General features: G+C 65.8%; 16 protein-coding genes. 10 read left to right on the forward strand and 6 right to left on the reverse strand.

What is annotated here, in order from left to right; all coding sequences use genetic code 11:
- Positions 1-31: 31 nt before the first annotated feature.
- Together mapR and NJH59_RS21255 are read left to right on the forward strand one after the other, a co-directional pair.
- Entirely contained in the window at positions 32-1441 is a 1410-nt protein-coding gene (mapR, locus tag NJH59_RS21250; protein WP_043860894.1) for a GntR family transcriptional regulator MpaR, read from the forward strand.
- A 169-nt stretch (positions 1442-1610) separates the two neighbouring features.
- Positions 1611-2441, forward strand: a complete 831-nt coding sequence (locus tag NJH59_RS21255; RefSeq protein WP_116054825.1) for a hypothetical protein — start codon at positions 1611-1613, stop codon at positions 2439-2441.
- Between the two features lie 13 nt (positions 2442-2454).
- Here NJH59_RS21255 and NJH59_RS21260 read toward each other — a convergent pair whose 3' ends face one another.
- The 4 genes from NJH59_RS21260 to NJH59_RS21275 all read right to left on the reverse strand — a co-directional run bounded on the left by NJH59_RS21260 (position 2455) and on the right by NJH59_RS21275 (position 6936).
- Positions 2455-3075 (reverse strand): cell wall hydrolase, encoded by a 621-nt coding sequence (locus tag NJH59_RS21260; protein WP_058541232.1) that lies wholly within the window; start codon positions 3073-3075, stop codon positions 2455-2457.
- A 64-nt stretch (positions 3076-3139) separates the two neighbouring features.
- On the reverse strand, positions 3140-4444 hold the full coding sequence (locus NJH59_RS21265; protein ID WP_253087273.1) for an FAD-binding oxidoreductase: 1305 nt from the start codon (positions 4442-4444) through the stop codon (positions 3140-3142).
- Positions 4441-5529, reverse strand: coding sequence for a polyamine ABC transporter substrate-binding protein (locus tag NJH59_RS21270; RefSeq protein ID WP_043860898.1), 1089 nt, complete (start codon positions 5527-5529; stop codon positions 4441-4443). The genes NJH59_RS21265 and NJH59_RS21270 overlap by 4 nt, the downstream gene beginning before the upstream one ends.
- A gap of 48 nt (positions 5530-5577) precedes the next feature.
- On the reverse strand, positions 5578-6936 hold the full coding sequence (locus NJH59_RS21275) for a glutamine synthetase family protein (protein WP_043860899.1): 1359 nt from the start codon (positions 6934-6936) through the stop codon (positions 5578-5580).
- Between the two features lie 175 nt (positions 6937-7111).
- On the opposite strand from NJH59_RS21275, the gene NJH59_RS21280 reads away from it, so the two are divergent.
- The 6 genes from NJH59_RS21280 (at position 7112) to NJH59_RS21305 (ending at position 12905) form a co-directional block, all read left to right on the forward strand.
- Positions 7112-8026 (forward strand): helix-turn-helix domain-containing protein, encoded by a 915-nt coding sequence (locus NJH59_RS21280; RefSeq protein ID WP_088515170.1) that lies wholly within the window; start codon positions 7112-7114, stop codon positions 8024-8026.
- Entirely contained in the window at positions 8016-8225 is a 210-nt protein-coding gene (locus NJH59_RS21285) for a DUF6434 domain-containing protein (RefSeq protein WP_043860901.1), read from the forward strand. The genes NJH59_RS21280 and NJH59_RS21285 overlap by 11 nt, the downstream gene beginning before the upstream one ends.
- A gap of 97 nt (positions 8226-8322) precedes the next feature.
- A complete protein-coding gene (locus NJH59_RS21290) occupies positions 8323-8754 on the forward strand; it encodes a hypothetical protein (protein ID WP_173925090.1) in 432 nt (143 codons plus the stop codon).
- Between the two features lie 147 nt (positions 8755-8901).
- Entirely contained in the window at positions 8902-9405 is a 504-nt protein-coding gene (locus NJH59_RS21295; RefSeq protein ID WP_043860903.1) for a sigma-70 family RNA polymerase sigma factor, read from the forward strand.
- Entirely contained in the window at positions 9402-10373 is a 972-nt protein-coding gene (locus NJH59_RS21300) for a FecR domain-containing protein (RefSeq protein ID WP_054915125.1), read from the forward strand. The genes NJH59_RS21295 and NJH59_RS21300 overlap by 4 nt, the downstream gene beginning before the upstream one ends.
- Positions 10374-10481: 108 nt before the next feature.
- The gene (locus tag NJH59_RS21305) at positions 10482-12905 is read left to right on the forward strand and encodes a TonB-dependent siderophore receptor (protein WP_253087274.1); all 2424 of its coding nucleotides are present in this window, start codon (positions 10482-10484) and stop codon (positions 12903-12905) included.
- Positions 12906-12984: 79 nt separating this feature from the next.
- On the opposite strand, the gene NJH59_RS21310 is transcribed toward NJH59_RS21305, so the two are convergent.
- Complete coding sequence (locus NJH59_RS21310; RefSeq protein ID WP_253087275.1) at positions 12985-13446, reverse strand: GNAT family N-acetyltransferase; 462 nt, start codon at positions 13444-13446, stop codon at positions 12985-12987.
- A 79-nt stretch (positions 13447-13525) separates the two neighbouring features.
- Between NJH59_RS21310 and NJH59_RS21315 the strand changes: the two genes are divergently transcribed.
- Entirely contained in the window at positions 13526-14464 is a 939-nt protein-coding gene (locus tag NJH59_RS21315; RefSeq protein WP_052504229.1) for a helix-turn-helix transcriptional regulator, read from the forward strand.
- A gap of 124 nt (positions 14465-14588) precedes the next feature.
- Positions 14589-16781 (forward strand): TonB-dependent siderophore receptor, encoded by a 2193-nt coding sequence (locus NJH59_RS21320; protein ID WP_253087276.1) that lies wholly within the window; start codon positions 14589-14591, stop codon positions 16779-16781.
- A gap of 113 nt (positions 16782-16894) precedes the next feature.
- Here the strand turns inward: NJH59_RS21320 and NJH59_RS21325 are convergent, their stop codons facing one another.
- On the reverse strand, positions 16895-17458 hold the full coding sequence (locus tag NJH59_RS21325) for a GNAT family protein (protein WP_104572640.1): 564 nt from the start codon (positions 17456-17458) through the stop codon (positions 16895-16897).
- Between the last annotated feature and the right edge of the window lie 96 nt (positions 17459-17554).

The raw sequence follows: 17554 nt of genomic DNA on the forward strand, positions 1-17554 counted from the left end.
ACTCCGCTGAGTCAGACCGCCCAGAGCCATGATGAAACGCTACGAGAAATTCGCCGACGACATTGCCGAACTGATTCGCTCCGGGGTACTCGGCCCCGGCCAGCGCGTGCCGTCGGTGCGTTACGCCAGCCAGACCCACGGGGTCAGCCCGTCCACGGTGTTCCAGGCCTACTACCTGCTGGAGCGTCGCGGGCTGATCCGGGCCCGGCCGCGCTCGGGCTACTTCGTCAACACCCACGCCCCGCGCCAGTTCAACGAGCCGCAGATCATCGAGCAGGCCAGCGAATCGACCGAGGTGGACGTCAGCGAGCTGGTGTTCTCGATCCTCGACTCGATCAAGGACCCGCAGACGGTGGCCTTCGGTTCGGCGTTCCCCAGCCCCAACCTGTTCCCGCTGCCGCGCCTGGCGCGCTCGCTGGCCAGCGCCAGCCGCGAGATGGACCCGCGCATGGTGGTCACCGACCTGTCGCCGGGCAACCCGCAACTGCGCCGCCAGATCGCCCTGCGCTACATGGTCGGCGGCTTGATGCTGCCGATGGAAGAACTGCTGATCACCAACGGTGCGCTGGAGGCGTTGAACCTGTGCCTGCAGGCGGTAACCGAGCCGGGTGACCTGGTGGCCATCGAGGCACCGGCGTTCTATGCCTGCCTGCAGATTCTGGAGCGGCTCAAGCTCAAGGCGGTGGAGATTCCGGTGCACCCGCGCGAAGGCATCGACCTGGGGGTGCTGGCGCAGACGCTGGAGCGGCATCCGGTCAAGGCCGTGTGGTGCATGACCAACTTCCAGAACCCGGTGGGCGCGAGCATGCCGGAAGACAAGAAGAAGCAGCTGGTCGAGCTGCTGAGCGTGCACCAGGTGCCGCTGATCGAAGACGACGTGTATGCCGAGCTGTACTACGCGCAGCAGGCGCCCAAGCCGGCCAAGGCATTCGACACCGAAGGGCTGGTGATGCATTGCGGCTCGTTCTCCAAGAGCCTGGCGCCGGGCTACCGGATCGGCTGGGTGGCGGCCGGGCGCTATGCGCAGAAGATCGAGCGGCTCAAGCTGATGACCTCGCTGTGTGCATCGATGCCGGCGCAGGCGGCGATTGCCGACTACCTGCAGCACGGTGGCTACGACCGCCACCTGCGGCGCCTGCGCTATGCGCTGGAAGAGCAGCAGAACGCCATGCTGGCGGCGATTGCCCGGCACTTCCCGGCGCAGACGCGGGTCAGCCACCCCAGCGGCGGGTACTTCCTGTGGTTGGAGCTGCCGGAGCAGATGGACTCGCTGAAGCTGTTCCAGATGGCATTGGCCCAGGGCATCAGCATTGCGCCGGGGCCGATCTTTTCGCCGACGCGGCGGTTTCGCAACTGCATCCGCCTCAATTACGGCAGCCCCTGGACCGAGCAGTCGGAGCAGGCGATGGAGACGCTGGGGCGGATTGTGCGGTCGTTCTGAGGGGCTGGCATGACGGTCAACGCCCCATCGCGGGTCAAGCCCGCTCCCACATGACTGCGGTGATCCTGTGGGAGCGGGCCTGACCCACGATTGGGTCGGTGCAGCCCCTTGCCCACACCCGCACAATCGCGCACCATCCCCTCCCGCACTTGCCCACGGATGGCCCCGGATGAAACCGCTGTACCTGCTACTGGCCCTGCCCCTGCTGCCCGCCTGCAGCCTGATCGGTTTCGTCGCCAAGGAAAGCGTCGTGGGCGCCACCAGCCACTACGGCTTGAGCAGCACCACGCTGATCGCCGAACTCCCGCCCAACCACGGCGTCACCTATAACGCCAGCTACGCCCCGCTCGACCCGTACCGCTGCACCGTGGCCTCCCCCGCCACCGGCGGCATGCGCTCGCGCCCCAACCAGTACCGCACCGACCAGGCCGATGCGCACCCCGACGCGCGCACCGTCACGTTCAGGATCCCGCTGACCTACACCATCGGCAGTTGCACCCAGCAACTGGACAACATCACGGTGAGCATCAAGTCCCCCAGCGGGCGGTACAGCCTGGCGGGGGTCGAGGTATTGCCGGCACTGCCCGACGGCACTGGGCCGGTACGCGACGCAGACCCCGAGCTGGTTGTGCGCCGCCTGTGCGGCACGGCCTACCACATCGTGCCCGGGCATGAGCGCCACGTGCTGGCCAGGGACATCGACTGCCTCGCCGCCGACAGCCAGTGGCAACCCCTGGAGCGGACCTCCAGGCACCCCGGCCCGGTCGCCAACGTCGCCTACACCCAGCTGAACAAGACCGACCTGCGCTTCGTGTACCGCCTCATCGACAAGGAGTGGCCGCTTTACCCCGAGAACTGGTCACCGGTCGGCGATGGCATGAAGCCCTGCGCTTCACAATGGAAGTGGGTTGGCGAAGCCTCCTGCAGCTACCGCCAGCAGACCTTCAGCACCTTCGAGATGGACGGGCGCCAATGCACCACCTACCCGGGCTGCTCGTAACCGCGTCGCCCCTTCAACGGGCCTCCCCCGCACGCGGCTTGTAGAACAGGAACCTGGGAGTTTCGGCGGTCTTCAAGTACGTCCTGGCCCACGCGGGATGCACATGGCGGTCATGAAAGTACATCGCACCATCGGTGCTGTCGGTCAGTTGCTGATTCAGCGCCTTGCGCGCGATTTCCTTGGCCACGGTGTACTGCACCGGCTCTTCCACATCGTCCGAGCGCCCGTCGCACCACCACGAGAACTGGCATGTACGCTCCTTGATGCCCTGCTTGACCACCTCGCACACGGTGCCCGGAAACCCTTCGTGCCCCAGCCGGTTCATCACCACGCTGGCCACACCCTGCATGTCCGCCGCCTCACCGCCCTTGGCCTCCCAGTAGAGGGTGCGCGCCAGGCAGGTGATCGCGTCATCCAGCGCGGCCTCGCCCTTGGGGTCGACCGCCTGCACTTCGCTGCGGGTGATGGCCTGGTCGCTGGGTACGCTGGCCTCGCGCCCCTGTTCGGCAGCCTTCTGCTCCAGCACCTGGGCCTTGTCTTCGGCTACCGCCGCAGGCGGCGCCGCGGCGGCAGAGCCCGGCAGAACAGCGATCAACCACACGGCAAGACAGCAAACTGCAGCGAATGAGCGCATGACCGAGCCTTCTTGTGAGCCTCTGATAGATGCACAGTAGCTGCAACCGGCGATTTGCGCCGCCCTACCCCAGCAGCTCGCGCAGGCGGTACCACAACATGCCCAGCGCCAGCAGTGGCGAGCGCAGGGCCGGGCCGCCGGGGAAGGTCATGTGCGGCACCTTGCTGAAGATATCCAGGCCCTGGCTATGCCCGGCGTGGATCGCCTCGGCCAGCAGCTTCGCCGTCCAGTGGGTGACGTTCACCCCGTGCCCCGAATAGCCCTGGGCGTAGAACACGTTGGGGTGCTGCTGCAGGCGTCCCACCTGCGGGAAGCGATTGGCGGTAATGCCGATCTTGCCGCCCCATTGAAAGTCGATGCGCACATCCGCCAGTTGCGGGAACACCTTGAGCAGCTTGGGCAGCATGTAGCCGGCGATATCCGCCGGGTCGCGCCCGGAATAATGGCAGGCCCCGCCGAACAGCAGGCGCCGGTCGGCAGTAAGGCGGTAGTAGTCCAGGCCGACCTTCTGGTCGCACAGCGCCAGGTTCTGCGGGATCAGCCCGGCGGCGCGCGGTGCCGACAGCGGCTCGGTGGTGATGATGTAGCTGCCGGCCGGCAGCACCTTGCCGCTCAGGCGTGGCTCCAGGTCGTCCAGGTGCGCATTGCACGCCAGCACCAGGCTGCCGGCCCGCACGCTGCCGCGCGCGCAGCGCACCTGCACGGTGGGGCCATGCACCAGTTCGAGCACCGTGCTGTGCTCGAACACCTGCACCCCCAGCGACGCCGCCAGGCGCGCCTCGCCCTGCACCAGGTCGAGCGGGTGCAGATGGCCGGAGCCCATGTCCAGCAGCCCGCCGGCATACACCTTCGAGGCCACCACCTCGTGCATCTGCTGCGGCCCGTAGAGTCGGGTCTGGTGCCTATAGCCCAGCGCCTCCAGGCTCTGCTGTTCAGCCTGGAACGCTGCGTACTGCGCCGGGGTATTGGCCAGCTCGCAGAAGCCCCAGCGCAGGTCGCAGTCGATGCCGTCCTCCTGCACCCGGCGGCCCACCACCTCCACCGACTCGATGCCGGCGCGTTGCAGGTAGGCCACCCCTTCCTGCCCCACGTAGCGGGCAAACCCCGACACCTCGTGGCCGATGCCGCGAATCAGTTGCCCGCCGTTGCGCCCGCTGGCACCCCAGCCGATGCGCCGCCCCTCCAGCAACACCACCGAAAGCCCGCGGCGAACCAGTTCGATGGCGGTGTTGACCCCCGTGAAGCCACCGCCGATCACGCACACATCGGCGATCAGGTCCTGCTCCAGCGTCGGGTAGTCGGCCTGGCGTCTGGCCGTCGCTGCGTAGTACGAACGGGCGTGTTGCGCATTGCCATTCACGTTGTTCATTTGTTCGATTTCACTTTGCTCCACGAGCGGGTCATCAAGCGCATGATGGCCGGCGTGGGGGTGCTGGAGATGTACAGTTTGTCGAGCACCGCCTGGGGCGGATACACCTCGGGGTTGTCGACCAGGTCGGCGGCCATGTACTGGCGCGAAGCCGGCGTCGGGTTGGCGTAGCCCACCAGGGTGCTGACCTTGGCGATCACCTGCGGGTCCATCAGGTAGTTGATGAAGGCGTGCGCCTCCTTGGGGTTGGTGGCGTCGGCCGGGATCGCCAGCAGGTCGAACCACAGGTTGCTGCCCTCCTTGGGAATCGAATAGGCGATGTTCACGCCGTTGTGGGCTTCCCTGGCGCGGTTGGCCGCCTGGAACACGTCGCCGGAGTAACCGAAGGCGATGCAGATGTCGCCGTTGGCCAGGTCCGTGACGTACTTGGAGGAATGGAAGTAGGTGATGTACGGGCGCAGCGCCAGCAGCTTGGCCTCGGCCTTCTTGTAGTCCTGCGGGTTTTCGCTGCGCGGGTCCAGGCCCATGTAGTTGAGCACTGCCGGGAACAGCTCGTCGGCCGAATCCATGAACGACACGCCGCACTGGCTGAGCTTTTTCAGGTTCTCGGGCTCGAACAGCACCGCCCACGAATCGATATGGTCGATGCCCAGCACCTGCTTGACCTTGTCGACGTTGTAGCCGATGCCATTGGTGCCCCACAGGTAGGGCACCGAGTGGCGGTTGCCGGGGTCGTTGTCCTCCAGTTTCCTGAGCAGCACCGGGTCGAGGTTCTTCCAGTTGGGCAGTTGCGAGCGGTCCAGCTCCAGAAACGCCCCGGCCTTGATCTGGCGCGCCAGGAAGTGGTTGGACGGCACCACCACGTCGTAGCCGGTGCGCCCCGCCAGCAGCTTGCCCTCCAGGGTTTCGTTGGAGTCGAACACGTCGTAGATCACCTTGATCCCGGTCGCCCCCTGAAAGTCGGCCAGAGTGGTGGGGCCGATGTAATCGGTCCAGTTGTACACGCTGACGCTCGGCTGGGCCTGTGCGGCGGCCCCCCACAGCAACCCCAGGGCCACCGGCAACACGGATTTCAACAGACGCATATCGACACCTCTTCTGATTGTTTTATCGATGATCGGCAGGTCAGCGCATCACACGCTCAGCAGCAGGAACTCGCGCTCCCACGAACTGATCACGCGCTTGAAGTTCTCGTGCTCGGCGCGCTTGACCGCCACGTAGCCACGCACGAACTTGCTGCCCAGGTAGCGTTCGATGGTCGGGCAGTCTTCCATGTGCGCCAACGCGTCCTCGATGGTGATCGGCAGGCGCAGGTTGCGCCGTTCATACGCACGCCCCTGCACCGGGGCGCTGGGCGCGATGCCCTCGACCATGCCCAGGTAGCCGCACAGCAGGCTGGCGGCAATCGCCAGGTACGGGTTGGCATCGGCGCCGGGCAGGCGGTTCTCAACGCGCATCGACTCGGGGCTGGAGGTGGGCACGCGCAGGCCCACGGTGCGGTTCTCTTCGCCCCACTCCACGTTCACCGGCGCCGAGGTGTCGGGCAGAAAGCGACGGAACGAGTTGACGTTGGGCGCGAACATCGGCAACACCTTGGGGATGTACTTCTGCAGGCCGCCGATGTGCTGCAGGAACAGCTCGCTCATGCTGCCGTCGTCATTGACGAAGATCGGCTTGCCGGTGGCGCTGTCGACCACGCTCTGGTGCAGGTGCATGGCGCTGCCCGGCTCGTCGCCCACCGGCTTGGCCATGAAGGTGGCGGTGACGTTGTGCTTGAGTGCGGCCTCGCGCATGGTGCGCTTGAACACGGTGATCTGGTCGGCCAGGTCCAGGGCGTCGCCGTGGCGGAAGTTGATTTCCATCTGCGCCGGGCCGTCTTCGTGAATCAGCGTGTCCAGGTCCAGGCCCTGGGCCTCGCACCAGTCGTAGACGTCCTCGAACAGCGGGTCGAACTCGTTGGCGGCATCGATGGAGAACGACTGGCGGCCACTTTCGGCGCGGCCCGAACGGCCCAGTGGCGCCTGCAACGGCAGGTCCGGGTCTTCGCAGCGCTGGGTCAGGTAGAACTCCATCTCCGGTGCCACGATCGGTTGCCAGCCCTTGTCGGCGTACAGTTTGAGAACTTTCTTGAGCACGTTGCGCGGCGACAGCTCGATGGGGTTGCCCTGCTTGTCGAAGGTGTCGTGGATCACGATCGCGGTGGGCTCCAGCGCCCAGGGTACCGGGTAGATGGCCGTCGAGTCGGGGCGGCAGAGCATGTCGATGTCGGCCGGGTCGAGCAGGTCGTAGTAGATCTCGTCCTCGACGAAGTCGCCGGTCACGGTCTGCAGCAGCACACTTTCCGGCAGGCGCATGCCTCGCTCATGCAGGAACTTGTTGGTGGGGGCGATCTTGCCGCGGGCGATACCGGTCAGGTCGGTGACCACGCATTCCACTTCAGTGATCTTGTGTTCTTTCAGCCAGGTGGACAGCTGATCGAAGGGGGTATTCATGAGAACCTCGTTGTCGTGATGCAGGGCATGCGCAAGGGTGTGTGTGTGGCGCGGGCGGGCAAGGCCTGGCTTCCCCTGCGCCGCGTTGAGGTCTATCTTGGTGCCGCAGCTGCGGCTGCATCTATCCACTTTGAGCAGAAGAAAATGCACCAAAGCAGTGCATTCAGAGGTTCTCATGACAACCCCGTCGCCCTTGCGGGTACAGGCCTTCACCAGTGCCGATGTGGCCGAACAGGTACGCGCCACGCCAGGCTGGGCACAGCACTACCAGCAGATGTCACCCGGGCACTTTGCCGGCATGGTGCGCTGCCTCGACCTGCAGGGCGTGGAGGTGTACGAAGAGCGCATGAACACCCGGGTGGAGCAGAGCTTCAGCGCCCCCGGCGGTTCGCTGTCGTTCTGCTTCGACCGCAGTGACAACAGCCTGTACGTGCTCAATGGCGAAAGCCGCAACATCTGGATCACCCCCGAGAACTACCAGGAAGTGGCCGTCGTGTTCGGCCCTGCGTTCGTGCGTGAGCACGGCGTGGACGTTGCGGCGCTCGAAGGTCTGTTCATGGCACCGCTCAATTCCCAGCGCAATGCCTTGTTCAGCGGCTGGCTGAGCAGTACCCTGACGCGCCTCTCGCAGAGCGAGGACGCGCCGTGCCAGCAGGTGCTGGCCAGGCAGTTGCTGGACGATTGTCTGTACATTCTCGACACCGCCTCGGTGTGCCTGGACCGCGGCGAGCTGTGGCGGCGCACCGAGGAGCGCACCATCATGCGCAAGGTCAGCGAATGGGCGGCGGATTCGCCGGAGGAGTCATTGAACCTGGTGCAACTGGCGCAGGTGGCCGGCAGTTCGGTGCGTCAGTTGCAGCATGCGTTCAAGGCGTACACCGGCATCACGCCCAGCCACTGGCTGCGCCTGCGCCGCCTCAATGGCGCGCACCGCGAGCTGCTGACCGCGCGCGGCCACACCGTGGCGGAAGTGGCGATGCGCTGGTCGTTCTGGCACCTGGGGCGGTTTTCCAGCAGTTATCAGGCGCTGTTCAAGGAGTTGCCCAGTGAAACCCTCAAACGACGCAAGGAGACACGGTATGGCTTTTGACTGGCATGGCGGGGTGATTACCCGGGATACACCGGTGGGCGAGGATTACCGCAACACGCAGAACGTGCGGCGGTTCATGCGTGAGCAGTGTGGCGAGGATTTCAGGTTCGACCGGCCGTTGATGGCATGGATAGTCGATGGTACGGCGCGGACGATGGGGGATGTGGTGGATGAGTGGGCCAGGCGTCGTAGTGCTTAGCTGAACCCGCGACATCCCTGCGCAAGTACCCACTGGCAGCCCAGGCTGGTATTGTGCCGCCCTGCAAACCCAACTGGATGACTGTGAGGAAATGACGTTGAACGCTGATGCGAACATGACCGGGGACCTGTTCGAAGTCGACAAGCGCCTGGGCCTCAAACCCGTGGTGGACTTCAACACCTACCTGCGCGCCGCATTCGCCGACGGCGCCTGCGCATGCAGCCGCTGCCTGGAAAACAAGGGCGACGAGAGCGGCTACGCCTTCGCCCATACCTTCGACTTCCAGGGCCAGGTCACCCATCGCCGCTTCGCCACCACCACCGCCAGCGATGTGCTGATGGTCCTGAAAAAAGCCTGGCTGTCCTACACCAAGGCCGAACTGGATGTCAGCGGCAACCTGGACCTGGACGCCATCAAGGCCTTCGTCGAGCCACAGCTGCACAAACGCCTGGTGCCACTGTTCGTCGCCAGCGGGCTGGTTGTCGAGGTCGACGGGCAACTGGTGCTGCAAGCCCAGGCCGCCGCCTGACGGCCATGCCTGGGGCGCGTTGCCGGCAGAGCCGGCAACGCGCCTTGGCGCAACCCGCGCGCGATTGCACCCCCGCCCAGGCTACACACAGGCATTGCGACACTGTAGTATTGAGAACTATTCACATTCACTGTCGAGTCGTTCCCGGTGCACACGCCTTCCTCCAAGCTCGGCTTCTTCTTCAGCGACCACCACCGCTGGCTGCTGCAACACATCCAGAAGCGCCTGCGCAACCGCGCCGACGCCGAAGACACGGCTGCCGAGGCGTTCTGCCAATTGCTGGTGGCGCGGGTTGATCCGGACAGCATCCAGCAACCGCGGGCCTTTCTGTCGACCATCGCACGCCGGCTGATCTTCGATCGTCACCGCCGCCGCCAACTCGAAAATGCCTACCTGGAACGCCTGTCGAGCCTGCCCGAGCAGGTAGCGCCCTCCCCGGAGGAACAACTGCTGCTGGTCGAAGCGCTGGTGGCCATCGACCGAGCGCTCACCGGCCTGCCCGCGGTGGTCAAGGCAGCCTTCCTCTACAGCCAGCTCGATGGCCTGAGCTATGTGGAGATCGGGCGCAAGCTCGCGCTGTCGGAACGCACCGTCAGCCGCTACATGAAACAGGCCCTGCGCCAGTGCTACCTGGCCGAGATGGCACCATGAGCAAGGCCCGCCTCGACCCGGCCGCGGAGCAGGCCATCGACTGGATGGTGCGCCTGAGCGCCGACCGCAACGACACCCGCCTGCACGCCCGTTTCGATACCTGGCTCAACAGCGACCCGGCCCATGCCCAGGCCTGGGGCCGGCTGCAGGAGCGCCTGGGTGGCGCGTTCGGCACCGTGCGGGCGCTGGACCAGCGCCTGCCCGGCCAGGCCGGCGAAGCCCGGCGCGTGCTGATGCAGCCCGGCACCTCCCGGCGCGATGTGCTGCGCGCCATCGGCGGGCTGGGCCTGCTGGGCGGCGGGTTGTGGCTGGCGGCGCGCAGCGAGGTCGGCACCACGCTGATGGCCGACCTGCACACCGGTACCGGCGAGCGGCGCACCCTGGAACTGGAAGACGGCAGCCAGCTGAGCCTGAACGCTAGCACTGCCGTCGACCTTCAATTCGATGCCCACCAGCGCCTGGTGCTGCTGCGCCAGGGCGAACTGGTGATTGAAGTGGCACCCGACCCGCAGCGCCCCCTGCGCGTGCGCACCGCCCAGGGCGAAATCCGCGCGCTGGGCACGCGCTTTCTGGTCAGCCAGCAGCCCGACGCCACCCGCGTGGTGGTGCTGCAGCATGCGGTTCGCGCACGCCTGCACGATGGCAGCGAACTGGACCTGCAGGAAGGCCAGGCCGCCCTGCTGCACGCCCAGCGCATCGAGCGTCTGGGCCGTGACGAGCGTCACCGCGCCGACTGGCTGAACGGGCACCTGAATGTACTGGATGACCCGCTGGATGCAGTGGTCGACGCGCTGCGCCCCTACACCCGCGGCTTCGTGCGGGTCGCGCCGCAGGTGCGCAACCTGCGCGTGCAAGGGGTGTTCCCGCTCAACGATCCGCAGCGCAGCTTCGGTGCGCTGGCCGAAACACTGCCGATCGAGGTACGACACTACGGCCCGTGGTTGACCCTGATCGGCCCGAAAAGCTGAGCCCGAGAACCCTCTGAAAAGTTTTTATGAAAAACAATCGCATTTGTGTCCGGTTTTCATTTCTCATCCCACCTATCTCCTGACTGCACACACAATCAGGAGAATTCCGTGCTCAACCCTTGGTCCCGCGCCCTCCCCGTCGCCGTTGCCCTGGCCACCCTGAGCTGCGCCGTGTCTGCCCAGCAGCAGGCACTTGCGTTCAACCTGCCGGCCGGCCCGCTCGCCGCCACGCTCAATGCCATCGCCAGCCAGAGCGGCCAGATCATCTCCCTCGACCCGGCCCTGGTGCAGGGCAAACAGGCCCCGACCGTCCGTGGGCAGATGAGCGCCGAGCAGGCCCTGCAGGCCGCACTCGCCGGCAGCGGGCTGCAACTGCTGGTGACCGGCAGCGGCCACTTCAGCGTGGTGCAAGGTGTGAGTGCCGACGGCGCACTGGAGCTGGGCGCCACCAGCATCACCGAGGTGCGCAACCTGGCCACCACCGAAGGCTCGAACTCCTACGCAGCGCGGGTCACCACCATCGGCAAGGGCGAACACACGCTCAAGGAAATCCCCCAGTCGGTCAGCGTCATGACCCGCAAGCAGATGGACGACCAGGGCCTGACCAACCTCAAGGACGCCGCCAACCAGACCACCGGCCTGGTCGGCCAGCAAGGCGTGGGCAAGGGCATGATCCTGATGTCGCGCGGCTTTCAGATCGACGACTGGCAGTACGACGGCGTACCGATTCCGCGCAACACCTACTCGCTGGGCAACTGGGCGACCCAGGACCTGATCTTCTTCGACCGCATCGAGTTCCTGCGCGGTGCCTCGGGCCTGCTGCAGGGCACCGGCAGCCCGGGCGGCGCGATCAACCTGGTGCGCAAGCGCGGGCAGGACAAACCCACCGTGACCGTCACCGGCAAGGCCGGCTCCTGGGACCACTACGGCCTGCAACTGGACGCTGGCGGCCCGCTGAACCAGCAGGGCACGATCCGCGGGCGCTTCGTCGCCGACGAAGACCAGAGCCAGTCGTTCATCGACTACGAGTGGAGCAAGACCCACTCGCTGTACGGCGCGCTGGATTTCGACCTGAGCCCGGACACCACCGTGGGTGTGGGCGTGAGCTACTCGGACAACACCTCGCGGCCCATGCTGCGTGGCCTGCCGCGCTATGCCGACGGACGCCCTGTGGACGTGCCGCGCTCGACCTATACCGGCGCGCGCTGGAACCACTCCGAAATCGACGTGACCACGGTGTTTGCCGACCTCGACCACCGCTTCAACGACGACTGGAAGGTGCATGCCGCCGCCGTGTACATGAGCGAGAGCAACGACTCGCTGCACCAGCGGGTGCAAACCACCGGCCAAGGGCTGAATCCTGACGGCAGTGGTGTCCAGTATGCCAACTGGTACACCGACTTCGACTCGACCAAGGTGGGTCTGGACGCCTACGTCAACGGCCATTTCGAGACGCTGGGGCTGCAACAGGAACTCATCCTGGGTGGCAACTATTCCCAGCTCAAGACCGACGATGTGTTCGCGCGCACCTTCATCAACGGCGGCAATATCTTCGATATCGACCACGACCGCCCCAAACCCAGCTACGACAGCCTGATGCGTGACGGCGGCCGAGCCACCGCAAGCGAATATGACGTGCGCCAGAAAGGCCTGTACGGCAGTTGGCGGGTCAAGCTGGCCGAGCCGTTGACCGTAGTGCTTGGCTCGCGCGTGAGCTGGTACGACTTCCGCTACTCCTCAGTCATCACACAGGGCAACACGGTGACGGTCGCTGACCCAAGCGTCATGACCGAAACCGGCGTGGTTACCCCCTATGCCGGCATCATCTATGACCTGACCCAGGAATGGGCGGCCTACGCCAGCTACACCGACGTGTTCCAGCCGCAGAGCGAACTCGATGCCGCACAATCGGTGCTGAAGCCGATTGTCGGCAGCAACTACGAAGTGGGCCTCAAGGGCGAACTGATGGATGGCCGGGTCAACACCTCGTTCGCCGTGTTCCGCTACGACCAGAACAACCGAGCGATCACCGACGCTTCTGCGCAATGTGGCTCCGGCGATTGCTCGAAAGCGTCCGGCAAGGTGCGCAGCCAGGGTTTCGAAGCCGAAATCAGTGGCGAAGTGATGCCCGACCTGCAGCTGTTCGCCGGGTACACCTACACCACCACCACGTACATCAAGGACCCGGAGAACGAAGGCAAGGTCTTCAACCAGTGGACCCCCAAGCACATGCTGCGGGTATGGAGCGACTACCGTTTGCCGGGCGACTGGAGCCGCGTAAGCGCGGGCCTGGGCTTCAGCAGCCAGAGCCACACACTGGGTTACGAGAGCACGTTTGATGTGCCCGGTTACACGGTGTGGAATGCACGCCTGGCCTATCAGCTGACGCCAGAGGTGAGCGTGGCAGTCAACGCCAACAACCTGTTCGACAAACACTACATTGCCTCGGGCTACAACCAGCTCGGCGGCAACAACAACTACGGCGAGCCGCGCAACATGATGTTCAGCGTCAAGTACACGCCGCAGTTCTGAGGCGCCTGCTTCGCCGGCAAGGCCGGCTCCTGCACGGCCTGTAGGAGCCTGCCTTGCCGGCGAATGCCCCGACGCGGTGTCACCTGCCCAGCGCCCTGGCCATCACGATGGTGCGTTCTTCCCCCTCCACCACCTCGCGTACCACCGCATACCCCAACCGCGCATAGAACGCCTGCGCCGTCAGCGAGGACGGTACCCGCAGCGCCTGCACCCCCGACGCACCGGCCAGCTCTTCAACATGCAGCATCAAGGCCCGACCGATGCCCAGCCCCTGCCGGTCCGGCGCCACGAACACCGTGCGCACCACGTCCCCCTCCAGGCTCGCGGTACCCACCACCTGCCCGCCCAACTGCGCCACCACCACCTGCCGGCGCGCCATCAACCCCAGCAGCGCCTCGGGGGCAAAACTCTGCTCCACCCGCGCAATCACCGCCGGCGAATAATCCTGGCTGTTGCTCGTGCGCAAGGCCTGGACAATCACCCGGCTGATTGCCGGCGCATCCGTTTCCAGTGCTTGGCGCACCTGACATGTTTCGCTCATCACCGCCCCACTCCAGCCACCCTGCATTTGAGAATGAATGCTATTATCGCCTTCCTTTTTTCGACACCCGAGCCCTGTCTTGTCCGCGCCCACCCGCTACCTGCTGAGCGACTTCCATGCCCTGGGCCAGCGCTACGACGTGCACTATAGCCTGCCCGAAGGCGACGGCGGCGAGGACGATCCGTGCCTGATGCAGGGCCATATCAGCGAACATCGCCTGGCCCCCGGCTTCAGCCTGGTGAACTCCGACGTGCAGGCCTTCCACACCTACCGTGCCGATTCGCTGGACATGCCCGACCTGACCCTCGCGCTGGTACTCCAGGGTCAGGCCTCGATCACCTACACCCGCACCCAGCCCCTGCAACCAGGCGCCTGCATCACCGCGCTGTGCGGCGATGGCCGGCCGATGTCGGCACTGCACCGCGGTGGCGCGCACCTGCGCGGGCTCAACCTGTCGCTGCGCCGCCCGCAGGATGTGGGCGAAGAGGCCTTGGCCGAGCTGATCGAGGCTCGCCTGCGCGGCCACGGCTCGGCCCTGAGTTGCTGGGCCCTGCCCGCGCACCTGCTGGCGGGCATCGAAGACATGTTGTCCGGTCGCTGGCAAGGCACCCTGCAGCACCTGTTGTGCCAGGGCCTGAGCCTGCAACTGCTCAGCCACGGCCTGGCCAGTTTCGACAGCCTGCCGGCCCCTTCGCCGGGCCTGTGCCCACGCGACCGGCTGATGCTCGAACGGGTGCGCGAGCACCTGCACCAACAGCCCGGCGACGAGCACGACCTCAACGAACTGGCGCGCCTGGCCTGCATGAGCAGCAGCTCACTGCGCAGCAAGTTCCGCGCGCTGTACGGCGAAACGGTGTTCGGCTACCTGCGCAACCGGCGCCTCGACCAGGCCCGCCAGTTGCTCGAACAGGGCTGGCAGATCCAGCAGGCCGCCCACCATGTCGGCTACCGCCACGCCAGCAATTTCGCCACCGCGTTTCGCCAGCGCTTTGGCCACGCCCCCCGCGAGACCGCCTGAAGTTCCCCACCCGACGCACGCTTTGGCAGCGCCCATAAGCAGTCTGGCATCTGCCAAACGTGGCCCCGCAAGCAACTGTGAATAATACGCAGACGATAACGATACTCTGCGGAGAACGATTCCCATGCAGCGCCGCCTTGCCCCCTCTACCCGACCGATCAGCAGCGTGCGTATCGCCCTGCTGGGCGGGGCCTTTGTCTCCCTGATGGCCAGTGCCGAGGAGTCCGCCGAAAAGCCGGTGCTGACACTGCAGGCCACCGACGTACAGGGTGAGGCGTACCGGCCGCAGACCACCGAAGGCAGCGCCAGCTACACCACCGGCGCGATGTCCACCGCCATCGGCTTGCCGATGGCGATCCGCGAAACCCCGCAGTCGGTCAGCGTGGTGACCCGCCAGCAGATCGAGGACGAGGGCCTGAGCAACACCGCGCAGATTCTCGACAGCGCGCCGGGCATTTCCCATGTGCGCAACGACAGCAATCGCCTGTCGTTCTCGGCGCGTGGTTTCACCATCGACAACTTCCAGTTCGACGGCCTGGCCTCGCCGATCAACGGCTTCTGGAACTTCGGCGCCACCGAGATGGACTCGGCCATCTATGATCGCGTCGAGATCGTGCGCGGCTCCACCGGCCTGCTGACCGGCGCCGGCAGCCCGTCGGCGGCGGTCAACTTCGTGCGCAAGCGCCCGCTGCCCGAGTTCGCCGCCAGCGGCTCGGCGGGCATCGGGCGCTGGGACGAGCGACGGGGTGATGTGGACGTGTCGGCCCCGCTGACCGAGGACGGGCGCATCGCCGCGCGGGTGGTGGCCGCCTATTCGCAGAAGGACAGCCACGTCAGCTACCTGGACTACGGCTCGCGCACCTTGTACGGCGTGGTCAGCAGCGAACTGGGCCCGCGCACCCGGCTGACCACCAGCCTGGAGTACCAGAAGAACGAAACCGACGGCATGGGCAGCGGCTTTCCGCTGTTCTACAAGGACGGTGGGCGTACCGACTTCGGCCGCTCGGCGGCCAACAACACCAAGTGGGGCTACTTCGGCACCGAGTCCACCACCGCCTTCGTCGACCTCGAGCACCAGCTGGAAAACGACTGGAAGCTGCGCGCCGCCTACAGCCGCTTCGAAGGCAACTACCGCATGCGCTACCTGTACCGCGGCGGCTACCCGGACCGCGAAACCGGGCGCGGCATGTCGGCCAGCTTCCTCAAGTACGAGGGCGAACGCACCCGTGACGACTGGCACCTGACCGCCAGCGGGCCGTTCCAGCTGCTGGGCCGCAGCCACGAGCTGGCGTTCGGTGCGATGAGCATCGACGACGACCTGACCATCGACCAGTTCAGGCCGCTGGGCACGGTGCCGGATACCGGCAACTTCATGGACTGGAACAGCAACCACATTGCCGAGCCCGCCTGGGCCAACGTGCGTGCCTCGGGCGATGCCACCCACACCCGCCAGAACGGCGGCTACGCGGTAACGCGCCTGTCGCTGGCCGACCCGCTGCACCTGATACTCGGCGCACGGGTCAGCAACTGGGAAATCGACCAGGACTACTACGGCAGCCTGCGCCAGTACCGCTACCGCAACGAAGTGACGCCCTACGCGGGGCTGGTGTATGACCTGAACTCGACCTACAGCCTGTACACCAGCTACACCAGCATCTTCAACCAGCAGAACGCGCGCGGGCCGGACGGCAGCATCCTCGACCCGGTGACCGGTGACAGCTACGAGGCCGGCATCAAGGCCGGCTACCTGGACGGTCGCCTGAACGCAGCGCTGGCGGTGTACCGCACCCAGCAGGAGGGCCTGGCCGAAGCGATCCCGGGGGTGAACGTGGAGGGGCGCCCCAATGAGCAGGCGTACAAGGCCGGCACCGGGGCGCGGGTCGACGGCTTCGACCTGGAACTGGCCGGACAGCTCACCGAGCAGTGGAACCTGTCGGCCAGCTACACCCACTTCATTGCCCGCAATGCCGACGACAAGGCGATCAACACCAACCACCCGCGCACCCAGGCCAAGCTGTTCACCACCTACCGTCTGGGCGGTGTGCTGGACAAGCTGACCGTGGGCGGTGGCGCGACGTGGCGCAGTGGCGTGTCACGCAGCGACGTGGCGATGCCGGGCGGTTTCACCGACCTGGAGCAAGGCGGCTACACGCTGGTCAGCCTGATGAGCCGTTACGCCCTCAACGACCATCTGAGTGTCAGTGCGCATGTCGACAACCTGTTCGACAAGCGTTACTACGAGCAGATCGGCTTCTACAGCCAGGGCTGGTACGGCGAGCCGCGCAACCTGCGCCTGAGCGTGCGCGCCACCTTCTGACCGCATCGCGGGTCAAGCCCGCTCCCACAAGTACTGCGCCGGCCCCAGGAACATCGCAATACCTGTGGGAGCGGGCTTGACCCGCGATGGGCTGCAAGGCAGCCCCGCCTCAATCATCCCTCAACCCTGCGCTCGAATATCCAGGTGTCATGCACCCCATGCCACGGTGTATCGCGCACACCCTCCACCACCCGCACCACCTCGAACCCAAGCGCCCTGGCCAACCCATGGCTGGCGCCGTTCACCGACGCCGCGGTCAGGCGCAAGGTGCCGAAATCCTGCGCCGCCAGCAGCGCGCCGATGCCTTCGCTCATCAACCCCTGCCCGCTGTACCCGACGTTGGCCCAGTACCCCAGCACATGCGCATGCTCGCCCGCAGGGTCCGGGTGCAGTCCCGCACAGCCAATCACCGCGGTCTGATCGGCCGTGAGAATGAAGTAACGTTTCTCGGCCGCCACCCGCGCGTGGTCCAGCAACGCCTGGCGCAGGTTGTTGCGCGTGTCCTGCAACGCCGGTGCGGCCTTGGCCCACGGCAAAAACGGCTGGTGCAGCACAAAGCTGTCGATCAACGCCTGGTTCACCCACGGCGCCAACACCGCATCCGGCATCACCACCACCGTCCTGGGCGTACTCGCCACCACCTGCAACACCATGTCTGCACTCCCCTTGCTGTTCATCCTGATCCCGATGATTGTCACAAAAAATTTCACCGGTGCGACATTTTGTCTTTCATTGCCGCCTGAACAGGTTCAAAATAAAACTGTACCGTACAG

This window comes from Pseudomonas sp. VE 267-6A, from assembly GCF_024126555.1.
GTDB lineage: Bacteria > Pseudomonadota > Gammaproteobacteria > Pseudomonadales > Pseudomonadaceae > Aquipseudomonas > Aquipseudomonas palmensis.

Coding starts and splice junctions, on each gene's coding strand:
- mapR (WP_043860894.1), top strand. CDS start 32: ATGAAACGCTACGAGAAATTCGCCGACGACATTGCCGAACTGATTCGC.
- NJH59_RS21255 (WP_116054825.1), top strand. CDS start 1,611: ATGAAACCGCTGTACCTGCTACTGGCCCTGCCCCTGCTGCCCGCCTGC.
- NJH59_RS21260 (WP_058541232.1), bottom strand. CDS start 3,075: ATGCGCTCATTCGCTGCAGTTTGCTGTCTTGCCGTGTGGTTGATCGCT.
- NJH59_RS21265 (WP_253087273.1), bottom strand. CDS start 4,444: ATGAACAACGTGAATGGCAATGCGCAACACGCCCGTTCGTACTACGCA.
- NJH59_RS21270 (WP_043860898.1), bottom strand. CDS start 5,529: ATGCGTCTGTTGAAATCCGTGTTGCCGGTGGCCCTGGGGTTGCTGTGG.
- NJH59_RS21275 (WP_043860899.1), bottom strand. CDS start 6,936: ATGAATACCCCCTTCGATCAGCTGTCCACCTGGCTGAAAGAACACAAG.
- NJH59_RS21280 (WP_088515170.1), top strand. CDS start 7,112: ATGACAACCCCGTCGCCCTTGCGGGTACAGGCCTTCACCAGTGCCGAT.
- NJH59_RS21285 (WP_043860901.1), top strand. CDS start 8,016: ATGGCTTTTGACTGGCATGGCGGGGTGATTACCCGGGATACACCGGTG.
- NJH59_RS21300 (WP_054915125.1), top strand. CDS start 9,402: ATGAGCAAGGCCCGCCTCGACCCGGCCGCGGAGCAGGCCATCGACTGG.
- NJH59_RS21310 (WP_253087275.1), bottom strand. CDS start 13,446: ATGAGCGAAACATGTCAGGTGCGCCAAGCACTGGAAACGGATGCGCCG.
- NJH59_RS21320 (WP_253087276.1), top strand. CDS start 14,589: ATGCAGCGCCGCCTTGCCCCCTCTACCCGACCGATCAGCAGCGTGCGT.
- NJH59_RS21325 (WP_104572640.1), bottom strand. CDS start 17,458: ATGAACAGCAAGGGGAGTGCAGACATGGTGTTGCAGGTGGTGGCGAGT.